The sequence below is a fragment of the Actinosynnema sp. NPDC053489 genome, assembly GCF_044544865.1.
Taxonomy (GTDB): Bacteria; Actinomycetota; Actinomycetes; order Mycobacteriales; family Pseudonocardiaceae; genus Actinosynnema.
Map to the genome: position 1 here is coordinate 35,239 of NZ_JBITXT010000014.1, position 19,343 is coordinate 54,581.

At 76.1% G+C, this 19,343-nt stretch carries 2 protein-coding genes; both read left to right on the forward strand.

Features of this window, described 5'->3' with window-relative positions; all coding sequences use genetic code 11:
• Positions 1-17,112: an SDR family NAD(P)-dependent oxidoreductase gene (locus tag ACIGNX_RS27755; RefSeq protein ID WP_396543691.1), complete on the forward strand. Its 17,112-nt coding sequence runs from the start codon at positions 1-3 to the stop codon at positions 17,110-17,112.
• Positions 17,099-19,342 carry a cytochrome P450 gene (locus tag ACIGNX_RS27760; RefSeq protein ID WP_396543693.1) on the forward strand — a complete coding sequence of 748 codons (2,244 nt, stop codon included), beginning with the start codon at positions 17,099-17,101 and terminating at the stop codon, positions 19,340-19,342. Before ACIGNX_RS27755 ends, ACIGNX_RS27760 begins: the two co-directional genes overlap by 14 nt.
• The last annotated feature ends 1 nt before the right edge of the window (position 19,343 follow it).

Genomic DNA, 19,343 nt, shown 5'->3' on the forward strand with positions numbered 1-19,343 from the left:
ATGGCCGACGAAGACAAGCTCCGCAGTTACCTCAAGCGCGCCACGGCCGACCTGCGGGTCATGGGCAAGCGGCTGGCCGAGGTGGAGGAAGCGGCCCGCGAGCCGATCGCCGTGGTCGGCATGGGCTGCCGCTACCCCGGCGGCGTCGAGTCACCGGACGACCTGTGGCGGCTGGTCGCCGACGGCGTGGACGCGATCGGCGACTTCCCGGCCGACCGCGGCTGGGACGTCACCCACGACCCCGACCCGGACCGGCCGGGCACCACCTACGCCCGGTCGGGAGGCTTCCTCGCCGACGGCGCGGGCTTCGACGCCGCGTTCTTCGGCATCTCGCCGCGCGAGGCGCTGGCGATGGACCCGCAGCAGCGGGTGCTGCTGGAAACGGCGTGGGAGGCGTTCGAGCACGCGGGCATCGACCCGACCACGCTGCGCGGCAGCCGCACGGCCGTGTTCACCGGCGTGTGGTCCTCCGGCTACGCCGCCCAGCCGCCGCCCGACCTGGAGGGCTTCCTGGCCACCGGCATCGCCACCAGCACCACCTCGGGCCGGGTGTCGTACCTGCTCGGCCTGGAGGGCGCGGCGGTGTCGGTGGACACGGCCTGCTCGTCGTCGCTGGTGGCGATCCACCTGGCCGCGCAGGCGCTGCGCGCGGGGGAGTGCTCGCTGGCGCTGGCCGGCGGCGTCACGGTGATGGCGACCCCGGCCGGGTTCGTGGAGTTCGCCCGGCAGCGCGGCCTCGCCCCGGACGGCCGCGTCAAGTCGTTCGCCGACGCCGCGGACGGCACGAGCTGGTCCGAGGGCGCGGGCGTGCTGCTGCTGGAACGCCTGTCGGACGCGCGCCGCAACGGCCACCGGGTGCTGGCGGTCGTGCGCGGCTCGGCGGTGAACCAGGACGGCGCGTCCAACGGCCTGGCCGCGCCCAACGGGCCGTCCCAGGAGCGGGTGATCCGCCAGGCCCTGGCCAACGCCCGGCTGGAACCGGCGGACGTGGACGCGGTGGAGGCGCACGGCACCGGCACCACGCTCGGCGACCCGATCGAGGCCCAGGCGCTGCTGGCCACCTACGGGCAGGACCGGGTCGAGCCGCTGCGGCTGGGCTCGGTGAAGTCGAACCTCGGCCACACCCAGGCCGCCGCCGGCGTCGCGGGCGTGATCAAGATGGTGCTGGCGATGCGGCACGGCACCCTGCCGCGGACCCTGCACGTCGACCGGCCGACCGGCCACGTGGACTGGACGGCAGGCCGCGTCACGCTCCTCACCGAACCGGAGCCGTGGCCGGACGCCGACCGCCCCCGCCGCGCGGCCGTCTCGTCGTTCGGCATCAGCGGCACCAACGCCCACCTCATCCTCGAACACGTCCCGGCCGAAACACCGTCCACAGTGGACGTCACGCTGCCGTGGCTGCTCTCGGCCCGGACCCCGCGCGCCCTCATCGCCCAGGCCGAGCGGTTGCGGGCGGTCGACGCGCCGCCGGCCGCCGTCGCCCGCGCCCTGCTCGACCGCACGCACTTCGAGCACCGCGCCGTCGTCCTCGACGACCACCGGGCCGGGCTGGACGCGCTCGTGGCCGGCCGCGGCCCGATCACCGGGCGGGTGGGCGTCCCGGGCCGGACCGCGTTCGTGTTCCCGGGCCAGGGCGCGCAGTGGGCCGGCATGGGCCGCGAGCTGTACGACACGTCCGAGGTGTTCCGCGCCCACCTCGACGCCTGCGCCGAAGCCCTCGCGCCGCACGTGGACTGGTCGCTGGTCGACGTCCTGCGCGACGACGCGCTGGACCGGGTGGACGTGGTGCAGCCCGCGCTGTTCGCCGTGATGGTGTCGCTGGCCGGGCTGTGGCGCTCCCACGGCGTCGTCCCGGACGCGGTCGTCGGCCACTCGCAGGGCGAGATCGCCGCCGCGCACGTCGCGGGCATCCTGTCGCTGGAGGACGCCGCCAGGGTCGTCGCCCTGCGCGCCAAGGCGCTCACCACCCTGGCCGGCCGGGGCGGCATGGTGTCCGTGGCCCTGTCCCCGGACGAGGCCGCCGCCTACCTCGACCGCCTGCCGGGCGGCCTCACCGTCGCCGTGGTCAACGCGCCCGGCTCCGTCGTCGTCTCCGGCGGTGGCGACGACCTGGCCGGGCTGCTCGCCGCGTGCGCCGCCGACGGCATCCGCGCCCGCGCGCTGCCCGTCGACTACGCCGCCCACTCCGCCCAGGTCGAGGCGCTGCGCGACCGGCTCCGCCGCGACCTCGCCGGCATCGCGCCGCGCCCGGCCGCCGTCCCGCTCTACTCGACGGTGACCGGCGCGCCCGCCACCGACCTCGACGCCGACCACTGGTACCGCAACCTGCGCGAACCGGTGCGGTTCGACCTGGCCACCCGCGCCCTGCTCGACCAGGGCCACGCCGTGTTCGTCGAGGTCAGCCCGCACCCCGTGGTGACCGCCGCGATCGAGGAAACGGCCGGCGGGCGCGACGTCCTGGTCACCGGGACGCTGCGCCGCGACCGGCCGCACGAGTTCCGCGCCGCCCTGGCCCGCCTGCACGTGCGGGGCGTCGACGTCGACTGGCGCCCGCTGTTCCCGCCCGGCCTCACGCCCGCGCCCCTGCCCACCTACCCGTTCCAGCGGCAGCGGTTCTGGGTGCGCCCGACCACCGCGCGCACCGGCGACCACCCGGTGCTGACCACGGTGGTGGACCTGCCCGACGGCGGCGCGGCGCTCACCGGCGCGGTGTCGCCCTCCACCCACCCGTGGCTGGCGGACCACGCGGTACGCGGCTCGGTGCTGCTGCCCGGCACGGCGTTCCTCGAACTCGCCGCCCACGCCGCCGCGAGGGTCGGCGCGGGCTCGGTGCGCGAGCTGGTGCTGGAAACCCCGCTCGTCCTCGACCGGGACGCGGTGCGGCTGCAGGTGGTGGTCGGGCCGCCCGACGACGCCGGCCTGCGACCCGTCACCGTGCACTCCCACACCGACGGGTGGGTCCGGCACGCCACCGGCACCCTCGGCGACGCGCCCGAACCCGCCCGGACGGCGGCCTGGCCGCCCCGGGACGCCGAACCGCTCGACGTCACCCACCTCTACGACGACCTCGCCGCCTCCGGTTACGACTACGGCCCGGCCTTCCGCGGCGTCACGGCGGCGTGGCGGGTGGGCGACGAGGTGCACGCCGAGGTCGAGGTGCCCGCCGAGGAGCGCTTCCCCGTGCACCCCGCCCTGCTCGACGCCGCCCTGCACCCCCTGGCCCTGCTGAACCCCGGCGGCCCGGCCCGGCTGCCGTTCGCGTTCTCCGACGCGGTGCTGCGCCCCACCGACGCGCGGGTGCTGCGCGTGCGGCTGTCCGGCGGCCCCGACACGTACTCGGTGACGCTGACCGACCCCGACGGCGCGCTGGTCGCCTCGGTGGCGTCACTGTCGGTACGGGAACCGGCGGACGCCCCGGACGAGCTGTTCCAGCTCCGGTGGGAACCGGTCACCGCGGACTCCACCGCCGGGACGCGCCACCACGTCCCCGACCACTTCGGCCCGGACGCGTCCCTGGCGGCGGTGCAGGAGACCCTGGCCGTGATCCGGGCGCACCGCGACGACACCCCGCTGGTGGTCGTCACCCGCAACGCGGTCGCCGCCGCCCCCGGCGACGTGGTCGACCTCGCCCACGCCGCCGTCTGGGGCCTGGTGCGGGCCGCGCAGGCCGAGCACCCCGGCCGGTTCACGCTGGTCGACGCGGACGACGCGTGGGACGGCGGCCTGGCCGACGAGACGGAGCTGGCGGCCCGCCGCGGCACCCTGCTGGCGCCCCGGCTGACCCGGGTCGACCGCGCGCTGACGCCGCCGGACGGGCCGTGGCGGCTGGAGGACGTCGGCACGGGCGGGATCGACGACCTGGCGCTCGTGCCCAGACCGCTGTCGGCGGTGGAACCGGGCCAGGTCCGGATCGCCGTGCGCGCCGCCGGGCTGAACTTCCGGGACGTGCTCATCGCGCTCGACGTCTACCCCGGCGAGGCGGTGATGGGCGGCGAGGCCGCGGGCGTGGTGCTCGACGTCGGACCGGACGTGACCGGGTTCCGGCCGGGCGACCGGGTGTTCGGCCTCGTGCCGGGCGCGTTCGGACCGGTCGCCGTCGCCGACCACCGGCTGCTCGCCCCGATCCCGGACGGCTGGTCGTTCGCCCGCGCCGCCTCGGTGCCGGTGGTGTTCCTGACGGCGTGGTACGGCCTGGTGGACCTGGGCCGGGTCGGCCCCGGCGACCGGGTGCTGGTGCACGCGGGCACCGGCGGGGTCGGGCTGGCCGCGATCCAGCTCGCCCGGCACCTGGGCGCGGAGGTGTTCGCCACCGCGAGCCCCGGCAAGTGGCACGTACTGCGCGAACTCGGCCTGGACGACGACCACATCGCCTCCTCCCGCACGCTGGAGTTCGAGCGGCGCTTCCCGCCGGTGGACGTGGTGCTCAACTCGCTGGCCGACGAGTTCACCGACGCGTCGCTGCGGTTGCTCGCGCCCGGCGGCCGGTTCGTGGAGATGGGCAAGACCGACGTCCGCGACGACCCGGGCGTGGACTACGCGGCCTTCGACATCGCCGACGCCGGGCCGCGGCGGCTGGGCGAGATCCTGGCCGAGGTCCTGCGCGCCTTCGCCGACGGCGTGCTGCGACCGCTGCCGCTCGACGTGCGGGGCGTCCGCGACGCGGTGGACGTGTTCCGGCACATGAGCCAGGCGCGGCACATCGGCAAGATCGTGCTCACCGTGCCCGCGGCCCTCGACGGCACCGTGCTGATCACCGGCGGCTTGGGCACGCTGGGTCGCGCGGTGGCCGCGCACCTCGTGGCGAACCACGGGGTGCGGCGGTTGGTGCTGGTCGGTCGCAACGGTGGTGAGGCTCCGGCACTGCCCGCGGACGTGCGGGTGGTCGCGTGTGACGTCTCCGACCGCGAGCAGGTGGCGCGGTTGGTGGCGTCGATCCCCGACCTGACGGCCGTGGTGCACGCGGCCGGCGTGCTGGACGACGCCGTGGTCGCCGAGCTGACGCCCCGGCAGGTGGCCGACGTGTTCGCACCCAAGGCGCGGGCGGCCTGGCACCTGCACGAGCTGACCCGGGACCTCGACCTGGCCGCGTTCGTGCTGTTCTCGTCCGCCGCCGGGGTGCTCGGCAGCCCCGGCCAGGCCAACTACGCCGCCGCCAACGCCTTCCTGGACGCCCTGGCGGTGCACCGGCGCGCCCTGGGCCTGCCCGCCGTGTCGCTGGCCTGGGGGTACTGGGCGCAGGCCAGCGGCATGACGGGGCACCTGTCCGACGCCGACCGGCGGCGCCTCGCCCGCGCCGGCGTGGTGCCGCTGACCGCCGAGCACGCGCTGGAGCTGTTCGACGCCGCCCTCGCCGCGGACCGGGCCGCGGTCGCGCCCGTCGCGCTCAACCCGTCGGTCCTGGCCCGCACGCCGGTGCTGCCGTCGGCGCTGCGCGGCCTGGTGCGCCGCAAGCCCGTGCAGCGGGTCGTCGGCGGCACGGTGGCCGACCGGCTCCGGTCGTTGCCGGAAGCCGAACAGGCGACCGCGGTGCTGGACCTCGTCACGGCCGACACCGCCACCGTCCTCGGGCACGACTCACCGGACTCCATCGACCCCCGACAACCGTTCAAGGACCTGGGGTTCGACTCGTTGACGGCGGTGGAGCTGCGCAACCGGCTCGGCACGGCCACCGGCCTGCGCCTGCCGGCGACGGTGACGTTCGACCACCCCACCCCGGCCCGCCTGGCGGAACACCTGCGCGCCGAGATCGCCGGCACGCGGCGCGAGGTCGCCGCGCCGGTCGTGCGGGCGGTGGACGACGACCCGATCGTGATCGTGGGTATGGGGTGTCGGTTGCCGGGTGGTGTGGGGTCGCCGGACGAGCTGTGGCGGCTGGTGACCGACGGCGTGGACGCGATCACGGAGTTCCCGGCGGATCGCGGGTGGGATCTGGAGCGGCTGTACCACCCGGACCCTGATCACCCCGGGACCAGTTACACCCGGTCCGGTGGCTTCCTGGACGACGTGGCGGGGTTCGACGCGGATTTCTTCGGGATCTCGCCGCGTGAGGCGTTGGCGATGGACCCCCAACAGCGGGTCCTGCTGGAAACCGCCTGGGAGACCTTTGAGCACGCCGGCATCGACCCCACGTCGTTGCAGGGCAGCTCGACGGGGGTGTTCACCGGCATCTGGGCCTCCGGGTACGGCTCGGGCGCGACCGAGGTCGAGGGGTACTTCGGCACCGGTGCGGCGACCAGCGTGGTGTCCGGTCGGATCGCCTACCTGCTCGGGCTGGAGGGTGTCGCCGTCTCGATCGACACGGCCTGCTCGTCGTCGCTGGTGGCCATGCACCTGGCGGCGCAGGCGTTGCGCACGGGGGAGTGCGACCTGGCGTTGGCGGGCGGGGTCACGGTCATCGCGACCCCGGTCGGGTTCACCGAGTTCTCCCGCCAGCGCGGGCTGGCCGCCGACGGCCGCTGCAAGCCGTTCTCGGCCGCCGCCGACGGCACGAGCTGGGGCGAGGGCGCGGGTCTGGTGCTGCTGGAGCGCCTGTCGGACGCCCGGCGCAACGGCCACCGGGTGCTCGCGGTGTTCGCCGGCTCGGCGGTGAACCAGGACGGCGCTTCCAACGGTCTCACCGCCCCCAACGGTCCGTCGCAGGAGCGGGTGATCCGGCAGGCGTTGGCCAGTGCCGGTTTGTCACCGTCTGATGTGGACGCGGTGGAGGCGCACGGCACCGGCACGACGTTGGGCGACCCGATCGAGGCCCAGGCGTTGCTGGCCACTTACGGGCAGGATCGCGCGGAGCCGTTGTGGCTGGGTTCGGTGAAGTCCAACATCGGGCACACCCAGGCCGCCGCCGGTGTGGCCGGTGTGATCAAGATGGTGATGGCGTTGCGGCACGGGGTGTTGCCCCGAACGCTGCACGTGGACCAGCCCACCCCGCACGTGGACTGGACGGCCGGGAACGTGCGGCTGCTCGCCGAGGCCGTGCCGTGGCCCGGGACCGGCCGGCCGAGGCGCGCCGCCGTGTCGTCGTTCGGGATCAGCGGGACCAACGCGCACGTGGTGCTGGAGCAGGCACCCGAACCGGCCGGGGCGACCGCCGACGTCGAACTGCCGCTGCTGGTGTCCGCCAAGACCGAGGAGGCGCTGCGCGAGCAGGTGCGCCGGGTGCGGGAGTTCGCCGCGCGTCACCCGGAGGCCGTCGGGACCGGCCGCGCGCTGGCCGGTCGTGCCGCGTTCCCGCACCGGGCCGCGATCCTCGGCGCGGACGTCGTGTCCGGGGTGGCGGGCACACCGGACCGCACGGTGTTCGTCTTCCCCGGCCAGGGCGCGCAGTGGGTCGGCATGGGCCGCGAGCTGTACGCGTCCGAACCGGTGTTCCGGGACGCGATCGACGCGTGCGGGCGGGCGCTCACCCCGCACGTGGACTGGTCCCTGGTCGAGGTGCTCGACGGCGGTGACCTGGACCGGGTCGACGTGGTGCAGCCCGCGCTGTTCGCCGTGATGGTGGCGCTGGCCCGGCTGTGGGCCTCGGTCGGCGTCGAACCGGACGTGGTGGTCGGCCACTCGCAGGGCGAGATCGCCGCCGCGCACGTCGCGGGCGCGTTGTCGCTGGAGGACGCCGCCCGCGTGGTGGCGCTGCGCAGCAGGGCGCTGGTCGCGCTGTCCGGCCGGGGCGGGATGGTGTCGCTGGGCCTGTCCGCCGACGAGGCCGCGACCTCCCTGGCCCGGTGGGGCGACCGGCTGACCGTCGCCGTGGTGAACGGGCCCGGCTCGGTGGTGGTGTCCGGTGACACCGACGCGCTGGACGAGCTGGTGGCGCACGCCGACGGCCCGCGGGTCCGCCGCCTGCCGGTGGACTACGCCGCGCACTCCGCCCAGGTCGAGGCGATCCGCGACCGCCTGCTCGCCGACCTCGCCGACATCGCGCCGACCACCGGCCGCATCCCGTTCCACTCCTCGGTGACCGGCGAGGTGGTCGACACCGCCGGCCTCGATGCCGACTACTGGTACCGCAACCTGCGCGAGCCCGTGCGGTTCGACCGGGCGGTCCGCGCGTTGTCGGCCCAGGGGTCGCCGGTGTTCGTGGAGATCAGCCCGCACCCCGTGCTGGTGCCCGCCCTGGCCGAGCGGGACCTCCCGGCGACCGGCACGCTGCGCCGCGACGAGGGCGGGCGCGCGGACTTCCTGGCCGCCGCCGCACGGCTGTTCGTGCTCGGCGTGACCGTCGACTGGGGTCCCGCGTCGGCGCCTCCGCCCGGCCTGCCGACCTACCCGTTCCACCGCGAGCGGTTCTGGTTGCCGCCCGGCGGCCCGGGGGACGTGTCCGGCGCGGGGCTGGACCCGGTCGACCACCCGCTGCTGGGCGCGTCCGTCGAGCTGCCGGGTGACCGGGCCGTCGTGCTGACCGGCACGGTGTCCGCCGCCGCGCACGGGTGGCCGGCCGACCACGCGGTGCGGGGCGTGGTGCTGCTGCCCGCGACCGCGTTCATGGAGCTGGTGGCGCACGCGGCCGGCGTGGTCGGCTGCGCCGCGGTGGAGGAGGTCGTCCTCGAATCGCCCCTGGAACTGCCCGGCCCGGTGCGCGTGCAGGTCGTCGTCGGTGCCGCCGACGACACCGGCCGACACCCGGTGGAGGTCCGCGCCCAGGGACCGGGCGGCTGGGTGCGGCACGCCACCGGCACGCTCGCCCCGGACCCGGTCGCCGCGCCCGCGTTCCCCCGGAGCTGGCCGCCGGCCGACGCGCGACCCGTCGACGTGCGGGAGCTGCACGACCTGCTCGCGGACGCGGGCTACGAGCACGGCCCGGCGTTCCAGGGCGTGCGGGCGGTGTGGCGCGCGGGCGACGAGGTGTTCGCCGAGGTCGCCGTGGACGACGGGAGCCGCTACGGCGCGCACCCCGCGTTGCTCGACGCGGCCCTGCAACCGCTGGCGCTGCTGGCCGGCACCGGCGGGGACGTGCGGTTGCCGTTCTCCCTCACCGGGATCACCGTCCACCGCGCCGGCGCCTCCGCCGCCCGCGTCCGGCTCTCCGGCACGGCCGACGGGGGCCACGCGGTCGCCCTCGCCGACGACACCGGCGCGCCGATCGCCACGATCGGCTCCGTCACCACCCGCCCGATGGCGACCCGGGCCGACGACGCCCTGTTCGAGCTGACGTGGGTCCGCCGGGACGACGACCCCGTCACCCCGTCGCGGGTCGTGTCGCCGCAGTCGCCCGACGAGGCGTTGGAGCTGCTGCACGCCTTCCTCGCCGAGGACGGTGACGCGCGGCTGGTCGTGCACACCCGCCACGCGGTCGCGGTGACCCCCGGCGACCGGGTGACCGACCTCGACGGCGCGGCGGTCCGCGGCCTGGTCCGCGCCGCCCAGGCCGAGCACCCCGGCCGGTTCGCGCTGGTGGACACCGACGACTCGCCACCGGTCGTGCTGGACGACGAGGACGAGCTGGCCGTGCGCGGCGGCGTCGTCCACGTGCCCAGGCTGGTCCGCGCCGCCGCGCACCCGGCCGTCACGGGCCCGCTGGTCGAGTCCGGCACCGGCGACCTGGACGACCTCGCGTTCGCCGAGGAGGACGAGGCGCCGTTGCGGCCGCACGAGGTCCGCGTCCGGGTGCGCGCGGCCGGGATGAACTTCCGCGACGTGCTGATCGCCCTGGGCGTCTACCCCGTCCCGGCACGACTGGGCAGCGAGGGCGCGGGCGTGGTCGCCGAGGTCGGGTCGGCCGTCCCGGGCCTGCGCCCCGGCGACCGGGTGCTGGGCCTGCTGCCGGGCGCGTTCGGGCCGACCGCCGTCGCCGACCACCGGGTGCTCGTCCCGATGCCCGCGGACTGGACCTTCGGCCGGGCCGCCGCCGTGCCGGTGGCGTTCCTGACCGCCTGGTACGGGCTGTTCGACCTCGGCGGCCTGCGCGCGGGCGACCGGGTGCTGATCCACTCCGGCGCGGGCGGGGTCGGCACGGCCGCGATCCAGCTCGCCCGCCGGGCGGGCGCGGAGGTGTTCGCCACCGCGAGCCCCGGCAAGTGGCACGTGCTGCGCGACCTCGGCCTGAACGACGACCACATCGCCTCGTCGCGGACGTTGGAGTTCGAGCGGCGCTTCCCGCGCGTGGACGTGGTCCTCCACTCGCTGACCGGTGAGTTCACCGACGCGTCGCTGCGGCTGCTGGCCGACGGCGGCCGGTTCGTGGACCTGGGCAAGGCCGACGTCCGCGACCGGCCGGGCTACCGGGCGTTCGACCTGGCCGAGGCGGGCCCCGAGCGGCTCGGCGCGCTGCTGGCGGAGGTCGTGCGGCTGCTCGTGGCGGGAGAGCTGGCGGTCCCGCCGGTCACCGCGTGGGACGTGCGGCGGGCGCGCGAGGCGTTCCGGCACGTGAGCCGCGCCGGGCACGTCGGCAAGGTCGTGCTCACCGTCCCCGCGCCGCTCGACCCGGACGGCACGGTGCTGGTCACCGGCGGCACCGGCGTGCTCGGCCGCGCGGTCGCCGCGCACCTGGTGGCCAACCACGGCGTGCGGAAACTCGTGCTGGCGAGCCGGTCGGGCGGCTCCGCCGACATCCCGGGGGCGCGGGTCGAGGTCGTCGCGTGCGACGTCGGCGACCGGGCGGCGCTGGCCCGCCTCCTCGACGGGATACCCGACCTCACCGCCGTGGTGCACGCGGCCGGCGTGCTGGACGACGGCGTGATCGGGTCGCTGACCCCAGACCGGCTCGCGGTCGTGCGAGCGCCGAAGGCCGACGCGGCCCGGCACCTGCACGAGCTGACCCGGCACCTCGACCTGGCCGCGTTCGTGCTGTTCTCCTCGGCCGCCGGCGTGCTCGGCAGCGCGGGCCAGGGCAGCTACGCCGCCGCGAACGCCTACCTCGACGCCCTCGCCGAGCACCGCCGGGGCCAGGGCCTGCCCGCCGTGTCGGTCGCCTGGGGCCAGTGGGCGCGCGACACCGGCCTGACCGGGAACCTGACCGGGACCGACCGGCTGCGCCTGGCCCGGTCCGGCGTCGTGCCGCTGACCACCGCGCACGGCCTCGCCCTGTTCGACGCCGCCCTGCACGCGCCCGGGGCCGCGGTCGTGGCCGCCGGGCTCCGCGTGTCGGCGCTCGGCGACCGGCCGGTGCTGCGCGCGTTGACCCGCCGCCGACCCGCCCGCACGTCCGGCGTGGCCCGCGACCTCGGCGCGCTGCCCGAGGCCGAGCAGCGGGCGGCCCTGCTGGAGCTGGTCACCACGCACAGCGCCGCCGTCCTCGGCCGCACCGACGGCGTTGCCGCCGACCGGGCGTTCAAGGACCTCGGGTTCGACTCCCTGACCGCCGTGGAGCTGCGCAACCGGCTGGCCGCGGCGGTCGGCGCGCGGCTGTCGGCGACCATGACGTTCGACCACCCGACCCCGGAGAGGCTGGTCGACCACCTCCGGGAAGTCCTGCTGGGCGCGGCGCGGCCGACCACCGCCCCGGCCGCCGCCACCACCCCGGACGACCCGGTCGTCATCGTCGGCACCGGCTGCCGGTTCCCCGGCGGGGTCGGGTCGGCGGCCGACCTGTGGCGGCTGGTGTCCGACGGCGTGGACGCCATCGGCGACTTCCCGACCGACCGCGGCTGGGACGTGGCCGGGCTGTACGACCCGGACGGCCGCCCCGGCACCACCTATACCCGGTCCGGCGGGTTCCTGGCCGACGTGGCCGGGTTCGACGCGGCGTTCTTCGGGATCTCGCCGCGTGAGGCGTTGGCGATGGACCCGCAGCAGCGGTTGGTGCTGGAGACCGCCTGGGAGGCGTTCGAGCACGCGGGCATCGACCCGACGTCGTTGCGCGGCAGCCGGACCGGGGTGTTCACGGGGAGCTGGGCGTCGGGGTACGCGGGCGGGGTCGACCAGGTCACGCGGGACGTCGAGGGCTACCTCGCGACCGGCACGGCGACCAGCGTGACCTCCGGGCGGGTGTCCTACCTGCTCGGGCTGGAAGGGCCCGCGCTGTCGGTGGACACGGCGTGCTCCTCGTCGTTGGTGGCGATCCACCTGGCCGCGCAGGCGTTGCGGTCGGGGGAGTGCGACCTGGCGCTCGCGGGCGGGGTGACCGTCATGGCGACCCCGGCGAGCTTCGTGGAGTTCTCCCGGCAGCACGGGCTGGCCGCCGACGGCCGGGCCAAGTCCTTCGCGGCGGCGGCCGACGGGACGAGTTGGGGCGAGGGCGCGGGGTTGGTGCTGTTGGAGCGGTTGTCGGACGCCCGTCGGCTCGGTCACCGGGTGTTGGCGGTGGTGGCGGGTTCGGCGGTGAACCAGGACGGTGCGTCGAACGGGTTGACGGCTCCGAACGGTCCGTCGCAGGAGCGGGTGATCCGGCAGGCGTTGGCGAACGCGGGTTTGTCGCCGTCCGATGTGGACGCGGTGGAGGCGCACGGCACCGGGACGACGTTGGGCGACCCGATCGAGGCCCGAGCCTTGTTGGCCACTTACGGGCAGGACCGCGCGGAGCCGTTGTGGCTGGGCTCGGTGAAGTCCAACATCGGGCACACGCAGGCGGCGGCCGGTGTCGCCGGTGTGCTCAAGATGGTGATGGCGTTGCGGCACGGGGTGTTGCCGCAAACGTTGCACGTGGACGAGCCGACCCCGCACGTGGAGTGGGAGCAGGGGGAGGTCCGGCTGCTCACCGAGTCCCGGCCGTGGCCGCGGGCCGACCGCCCGCGCCGAGCCGGGGTGTCCGCCTTCGGCATCAGCGGCACCAACGCGCACGTCATCCTCGCCGAGGCACCACCCGCCGATGCCGTCGAGGTGCCCGAGCCGGTGCCGTGGCTGTTGTCGGCGAAGTCCCCGGAGGCGTTGCGGGAGCAGGCCCGGCGGTTGCGCGCGTTCGCCGGTGATCCGGCGGTGGGTGCGGCGCTGGCGGCCCGCACCCGGTTCCCCCACCGGGTCGCGCTCACCGACCCCGCCACGCTGCTCGCCGACCTCGACGCCCTGGCCGACGCGCCGATCGCGAAGGCGGAAGGCGGCAAGACCGCGTTCGTGTTCTCGGGCCAGGGTTCGCAGTGGGTGGGGATGGGGCGGCGGTTGGCGGCTGCGTTCCCGGTGTTCGCCGAGGTGTTGGACGAGGTGTGCGGTCGGTTGGGGTTGGCGTTGCGGGAGGCGGACCTGGACCGGACGGCCAACGCGCAGCCCGCGTTGTTCGCGGTCGAGGTGGCGTTGTACCGGTTGGTGGAGTCGTTGGGGTTGCGGCCGGATTATTTGATCGGGCATTCGGTGGGTGAGATCGCCGCGGCGCATGTGGCGGGTGTGCTCAGCCTTGAGGACGCGTGCACTTTGGTGTCGGCGCGCGGCCGGCTGATGCAGGGCTTGCCGGCCGGGGGCGCGATGGTCGCGATCCGGGCCGCCGAAGCGGAGGTCGTGCTCACCGCCGGCGTCGAGATCGCCGCCGTCAACGGCCCCGACTCGGTGGTGGTCTCCGGTGACGAGGACGCGGTGGCGCGGATCGCCGACACCTGGCGGGACCGGGGGCGCGACACCCGGCGGCTGGCGGTGAGCCACGCGTTCCACTCGGCTCGGATGGAGCCGATGTTGGCGGGGTTCGCGCGGGTCGTGGAGGGGTTGGTGTTCAACGATCCACAGGTTCCGATCGTGTCGACGATCTCGTCGGTGTGGTCGGGTAGCGTGAAGAACAGGGGTCCCCTGGGCGGGGACCTCCCCGCGGGTGTGGCGTTCGACGCCGGGTACTGGGTACGCCAGGCGCGGGAGTCCGTGCGGTTCGAGGACGGCATGCGGTGGCTGCGCGCCCGCGGCGTCACCGCGTTCCTGGAGATCGGGCCGCACCCCACGCTCGTGCCGACCGGCGTCATGCGGCGCGACCACGACGAACCCGAACGCCTCCTCGCCGCCCTCGGCCGCGCCTGGGAACAAGGAGCGGACTGGCGCCCGCCGGCACCCCGCGCCCACCTCGACCTGCCTACCCACCCGTTCCGGCACGAGCGGTTCTGGCTGACGCCCCCGACCCCGGTCGGCGCGGGGCTCGACGCGCTGGACCACCCGCTCCTGCGCACCTCGGTGACGCTGCCCGACGGCCGGGGCGCGGTGCTGACCGGAGCGCTGTCCCGCGACGCGCACCCGTGGCTGGCCGAGCACACCGTCCTGGGCACGGCCCTGCTGCCCGCCACCGGTTTCGTGGAGCTGGCCTGGCGGGCGGGCGCGCACGTCGGCTGCCCGGTGCTGGCCGAACTCGTGCTCGAAGCACCCCTGCCGCTGCACGACACCGCCCACGTCCAGGTCACCGTCGGCCCACCGGACGGGACCGGGCGGCGCACCGTCACCCTGCACTCCCGCCGCGCCGCCGACCCCGACGACTGGACCCGGCACGCCACCGGCGTCCTGCGGCCGGAACCGGCCGACCCGCCCGCCGGGCCGGCGACGTGGCCGCCGCCCGGCGCGACCCCGGTCGACATCACCACCCTCTACGACACCCTCGCCGACGCGGGCTACGACTACGGGCCGACGTTCCGGGGGCTGCGCGCCCTCTGGCGGCACGGCGACGAGCTGCACGCGGAGGTCGCGTTCCCGGCCGACCACGCCCGGCTGACCGGCTACGGCCTCCACCCGGCCCTGCTGGACGCGGCGATCCAGCCGCTCACCCTGCTCACCGGCACCACCACCGGGGGCGACGCACCCGGCCAGGGCCTGGCCAGGCTCCCGTTCTCGGTCGCGGGCGCGTCCGTCACCGGCACGGCCGCCACCCTGCGGGTCGTGCTGTCGCCCACCGCGCCGGACACCTACGCGGTGCGCGTCACCGACACCGCCGGCGCCCCGGTCGCCTCGATCGACTCGCTCGTGCTGCGGCCGGTCGAACCGGGCGGGCCCGCCCCGGTGCGGCGGCCCGACCACCTGTTCACCCTCGACTGGACCCCGGTGCCGCGGGCCGACGCGCCGGAGGTGGCCGCGGAGGTCCTCGACCTCGCCGTCACCGGCGCGGACCCGGTCGAGCAGACCCACGCCCTCACCCACCGGGTGCTGGCCGACGTCCGCCGCGCGCTGGCCGAGGACACCCGGCTGGTGCTCGTCACCCGCGGCGACGGCCTGCCGGAGGCGGCGGCCCGAGGACTGGTGCGCAGCGCGCAGGCCGAGCACCCCGGCAGGTTCCTGCTGGTCGAGCACGACGACACCGACGCGTCCCGGCGGGCGCTCCCGGCCGCCGTGCGCACCGGCTTCGCCGAAGGGGAACCACAGCTGCGGCTGCGCGACGGCGAACTGCTGGCACCGCGGCTGGTCCGGGCGAGCGGCGGCGACGCGCCACGCCCGCTGCGCGGCACGGCGCTGGTCACCGGCGGCCTCGGCGTGCTCGGCGGCCTCACCGCGCGCCACCTCGTCACCCGGCACGGCGTGCGGCACGTGGTCCTGGCCGGCCGCCGGGGCATCGCCACCCCCGGGGCCGAGGAGCTGCGGGCGGACCTGGCCGCGCTGGGCGCGACCGTCACGGTGGCCGCGTGCGACGTCGCCGACCGCGACGCCCTGGCCGGACTCCTGGCCACGATCGAGGACCTGCGCGTGGTCGTGCACACCGCGGGCGCGGTGGACGACGCCGTCGTCACGAGCCTGACCCCCGACCGGGTGACCGCCGTGCTGCGGCCCAAGGTCGACGCCGCCTGGCACCTGCACGAGCTGACCGGCGACCTGGACGCGTTCGTGCTGTTCTCGTCCGTCGCCGGCGTGCTGGGCAGCCCCGGCCAGGCCAACTACGCGGCGGCCAACTCGTTCCTGGACGCCCTGGCCCGCCACCGGCACGCGCTCGGCCTGCCCGCCGTGTCGCTGGCCTGGGGCCACTGGGAGCGGGAGAGCGGCATCACCCGGCACCTGGCCGAAGCCGACCGGCACCGGCTGGCCCGCGCGGGGCTGCGCACCCTGCCCACCGACCGGGCGCTGGCGCTGCTCGACGCCGGGCTGGCGTCCGCACGGCCCGTGCTGGTGCCCGCCCACCTCGACCCGGTCACGGCGCGCACGGCGTTGCTGCGCGACCGCGGGCGGCCCGGGCGCGACGCCGCCGCCGTCACCCCGCCCGACCTGCTCGCACGCCTGGCCGCGCTCGCCGAACCGGAGCAGCGAGCCCTGCTGCTCGACGTGATCACCACCCACAGCGCGGCCGTCCTGGGCCACACCACACCGCTGGCCACCGAGCCGCGGGAGGCGTTCCGCGACCACGGCGTCGACTCGCTGACCGCGATCGAGCTGCGCAACCGGCTCAACGCGGCCACCGGCCTGGAGCTGGCCGCGACCGCCGTGTTCGACTTCCCGACACCCGCCCAGCTCGCCAACCACCTCTTCGGCCTGCTGCGCGGCGCGGCGAACCGGGCGGCGGGACCGCTGGAGGCGCTGCTGCGCAAGGCGATCGACGTCGGCCGCCCGCGCGACGGCCTCGACCTGCTCGCTGCGGCGGCCCGGCTCGGCCCGCTCGCCGACCGGCTCGACGCCACCCCGGTCAGGCTCACCACCGGGTTCGTGCCGCCCGCCCTGGTCTGCCTGCCGTCGGCGCTCGCGTTCACCGGCGTGGAGGAGTACGCGCGGTTCGCCGCCGCGCTGGAGGCGATGCGGGACGTCACCGCCGTGCCCCTGCCCGGCTTCGCCGGCGGTCCGCTGCCCACCACCGCGCACGCCCTCGTGGACGCGCTCACCGACGCCGTCACCGATGCCGTCACCGACGTCGCCGCGGGGGAGTTCGCGCTGGTCGGCCGCTCGGTCGGCGCGTGGCTCGCGCGTGCCGTCGCGGCCCGCCTCGAAGCGCGGGGCGCCGCACCGGCGGCCCTCGTGCTGATCACCCCCACCGACGACCCGGGGCCGGTGCTGGCCGGCGTGCTCGACCCCGCGCACCAGGTCCACCCCGTCGACGACGACCGGCTGGTGGCCATGGGCCGCTACCTCGACCTGGCGGCCGGGTGGCGGTTCGAGCCCACCACCGCTCCGGTGCTGCACGTCGGCACCGCGCACGAGCGCCCACCGTCCGGGCAGGAGTCGGCGGTGGTCGCCGGCGACCACTTCTCCGTGTTCGAACAGCACTCCGCCGCCACCGCGCTGGCGATCAGCGGCTGGCTCACGGACTTCCGCGGGTACGGCGCCGGGTTGTCCGACCTCAGGGAAAGGGACGTCCATGATCTGGGATGACGTGTACCTCGGCGGCACCGGCCGGTACCTGCCGCCGCGCACCCCGGCGACCGACGCCGTGCCCGACACCGACACCATGCGCCGGCTGCTCGCCCTGTCGGACTTCACCTCGTTCACCCGGTCCGACGACCTCACCGAGCACGCCATGGCGGTGCGGGCGGCGATCGGCGCGCTGCGCCGGTCCGGCCTCACCGGCGCGGACATCGCGATGGCCGCCTACGCCCAGATGGACCACCAGGACCACATGGCCTCCTCGTGCCACCTCCAGCGCGTCCTCGGCCTCGGCCACGCCCTGGTCTACGAGGTGGAGGCGACCAGCAACGGCGGCGCCGCCGCGCTCCAGGCCGCCGCCGCGCACCTGGTGGCCGACCGGTCCGCCACCGCCACCCTCGTCACCGCCACCGCCCGGTTCCTGCCGCCGCGCTGGGAGCGCTGGCAGCCCACCGTGGGCATCTTCCTCGCCGACGGCGCGGCCGCCGCCGTGCTCACCCGCGACGGCGGCCGGGCCCGCCTGGTCGCCACCGCCAACAGCTCCGCCACCCAGATGGAGGTGCTCGCCACCCCGTCCATCCCCGACCCGCTCGGGCACCGCAACCGCACGCCCATCGAGGTCACCGGCCTGGCCCCGTACCTGACCCTGATGAGCGAGGCGCTGGTGAGCGCGGTCGAGCAGGCCGCCAAGGAGGCGGGCGTCGCGATCGCCGACATCACCCGGTTCGTCGTCACCGGCCTGGGCCTGGCGCAGCTCCAGGTCGTCGTGCTGGAACCGCTGGGCATCGACCTGGCCCGCACCACGTGGCCGTTCCTGCGGGAACTCGGGCACGTCGGGCCGTGCGACCAGCTCCTCGGCGTGGACCACCTGCTCAACGACGCCGACCTCGCGCCCGGCGACACGATCATGGTCATCGGCCTGGGCATGGGCTCGCGGTTCACCGCCGCGCTGCTGGAGGTCACCGAACCGCCCGCGCGCGGCACGACGTTCGTGGAGCAGTCCGCCGCCGTCCCCGCCGTCGAGCGGTACGCCATCGACCCGGCCGGCGGCGACCTCTTCGGCGAGGCGGCCCGGCTGCGCGAGCGCGGCCAGGTCACGCCAGTCGAACTGCCCGGCGGCATCGGCGCGTGGGCCGTGACCGGGCACGACGCCGTCAAGGCCGTGCTGCTCGACCCGAACGTCTCCAAGGACGCCAACCGGCACTGGCCCGCGTGGCGCAACGGCGAGATCCCGCCCGACTGGCCGCTGATCATGTGGGTGGCGATGAAGAACATGTTCACCGCCTACGGCGAGGACCACGCCCGGCTGCGCAAGCTCGTCGCCGGGGCGTTCACCGCCCGCCGCGTCGAGGCCCTGCGGCCGGAGGTCGAGCGGATCACCGCCGACCTGCTCGACCGGCTCGCCGCCGTGCCCCGCGGGCAGGTCGTGGACCTGCGGGCCGAGTTCGCGTTCCAGCTGCCGATCCGGGTCATCGGCGGCCTGTTCGGGCTGTCCGAGGGCACCGGCGCCGAGCTGCGCCGCCTGGTCGAGGCGGTGTTCAGCCTCGACGCCGACCCCGACGCCGTGCCGGACGCGTCCGCCGAGCTGTACCTGCTGCTCAAGGGCCTGGTCGCGGACAAGCGCGCGAACCCGGGCGACGACCTGACCACCGACCTGATCGGGGCCCGGGAGCAGGACGGCGGCCGGCTCGGCGAGCAGGAGCTGCTCGACACGCTGCTGCTCACCATCAGCGCCGGGTTCGAGACCACGGTCAACCTGCTCGACAGCGCCGTGCACGCGCTGGCCACCCACCCCGCCCAGCTCGCCCGCGTCACGTCCGGGTCGAGCACCTGGGACGACGTGGTGGACGAGACGCTGCGCTGGCAGGCGCCCGTGCCCAACCTGCCGCTGCGCTACGCGGTGGCGGACGTCGAGGTGGCCGGCGTGCCGATCGCCAAGGGCGACGCGATCCTGGTGTCGTTCGGCGCGGCGGGCCGCGACCCGGCGCGGCACGGCGCGAACGCCGAGGAGTTCGACCTCACCCGGCCCTCCCGGCGCGACCACCTCGCGTTCGGCCACGGCGTGCACCACTGCCTCGGCTCGCCGCTGGCGCGCCTGGAGGCCCGGATCGCGCTGGGTGCGTTGTTCCGGCGGTTCCCGAACCTCCGCCTGGCGGTGCCGAGCGAGGAGCTGGAACCGCTGGGGTCGTTCTTCACCAACGGGCACAAGACGCTGCCCGTGGTGCTGGAGGAGGACTGAG

Excerpts from the sequence above, each read along its gene's own strand:
- ACIGNX_RS27755 (WP_396543691.1), top strand. The coding sequence starts at position 1 with ATGGCCGACGAAGACAAGCTCCGCAGTTACCTCAAGCGCGCCACGGCC.
- ACIGNX_RS27760 (WP_396543693.1), top strand. The coding sequence starts at position 17,099 with ATGATCTGGGATGACGTGTACCTCGGCGGCACCGGCCGGTACCTGCCG.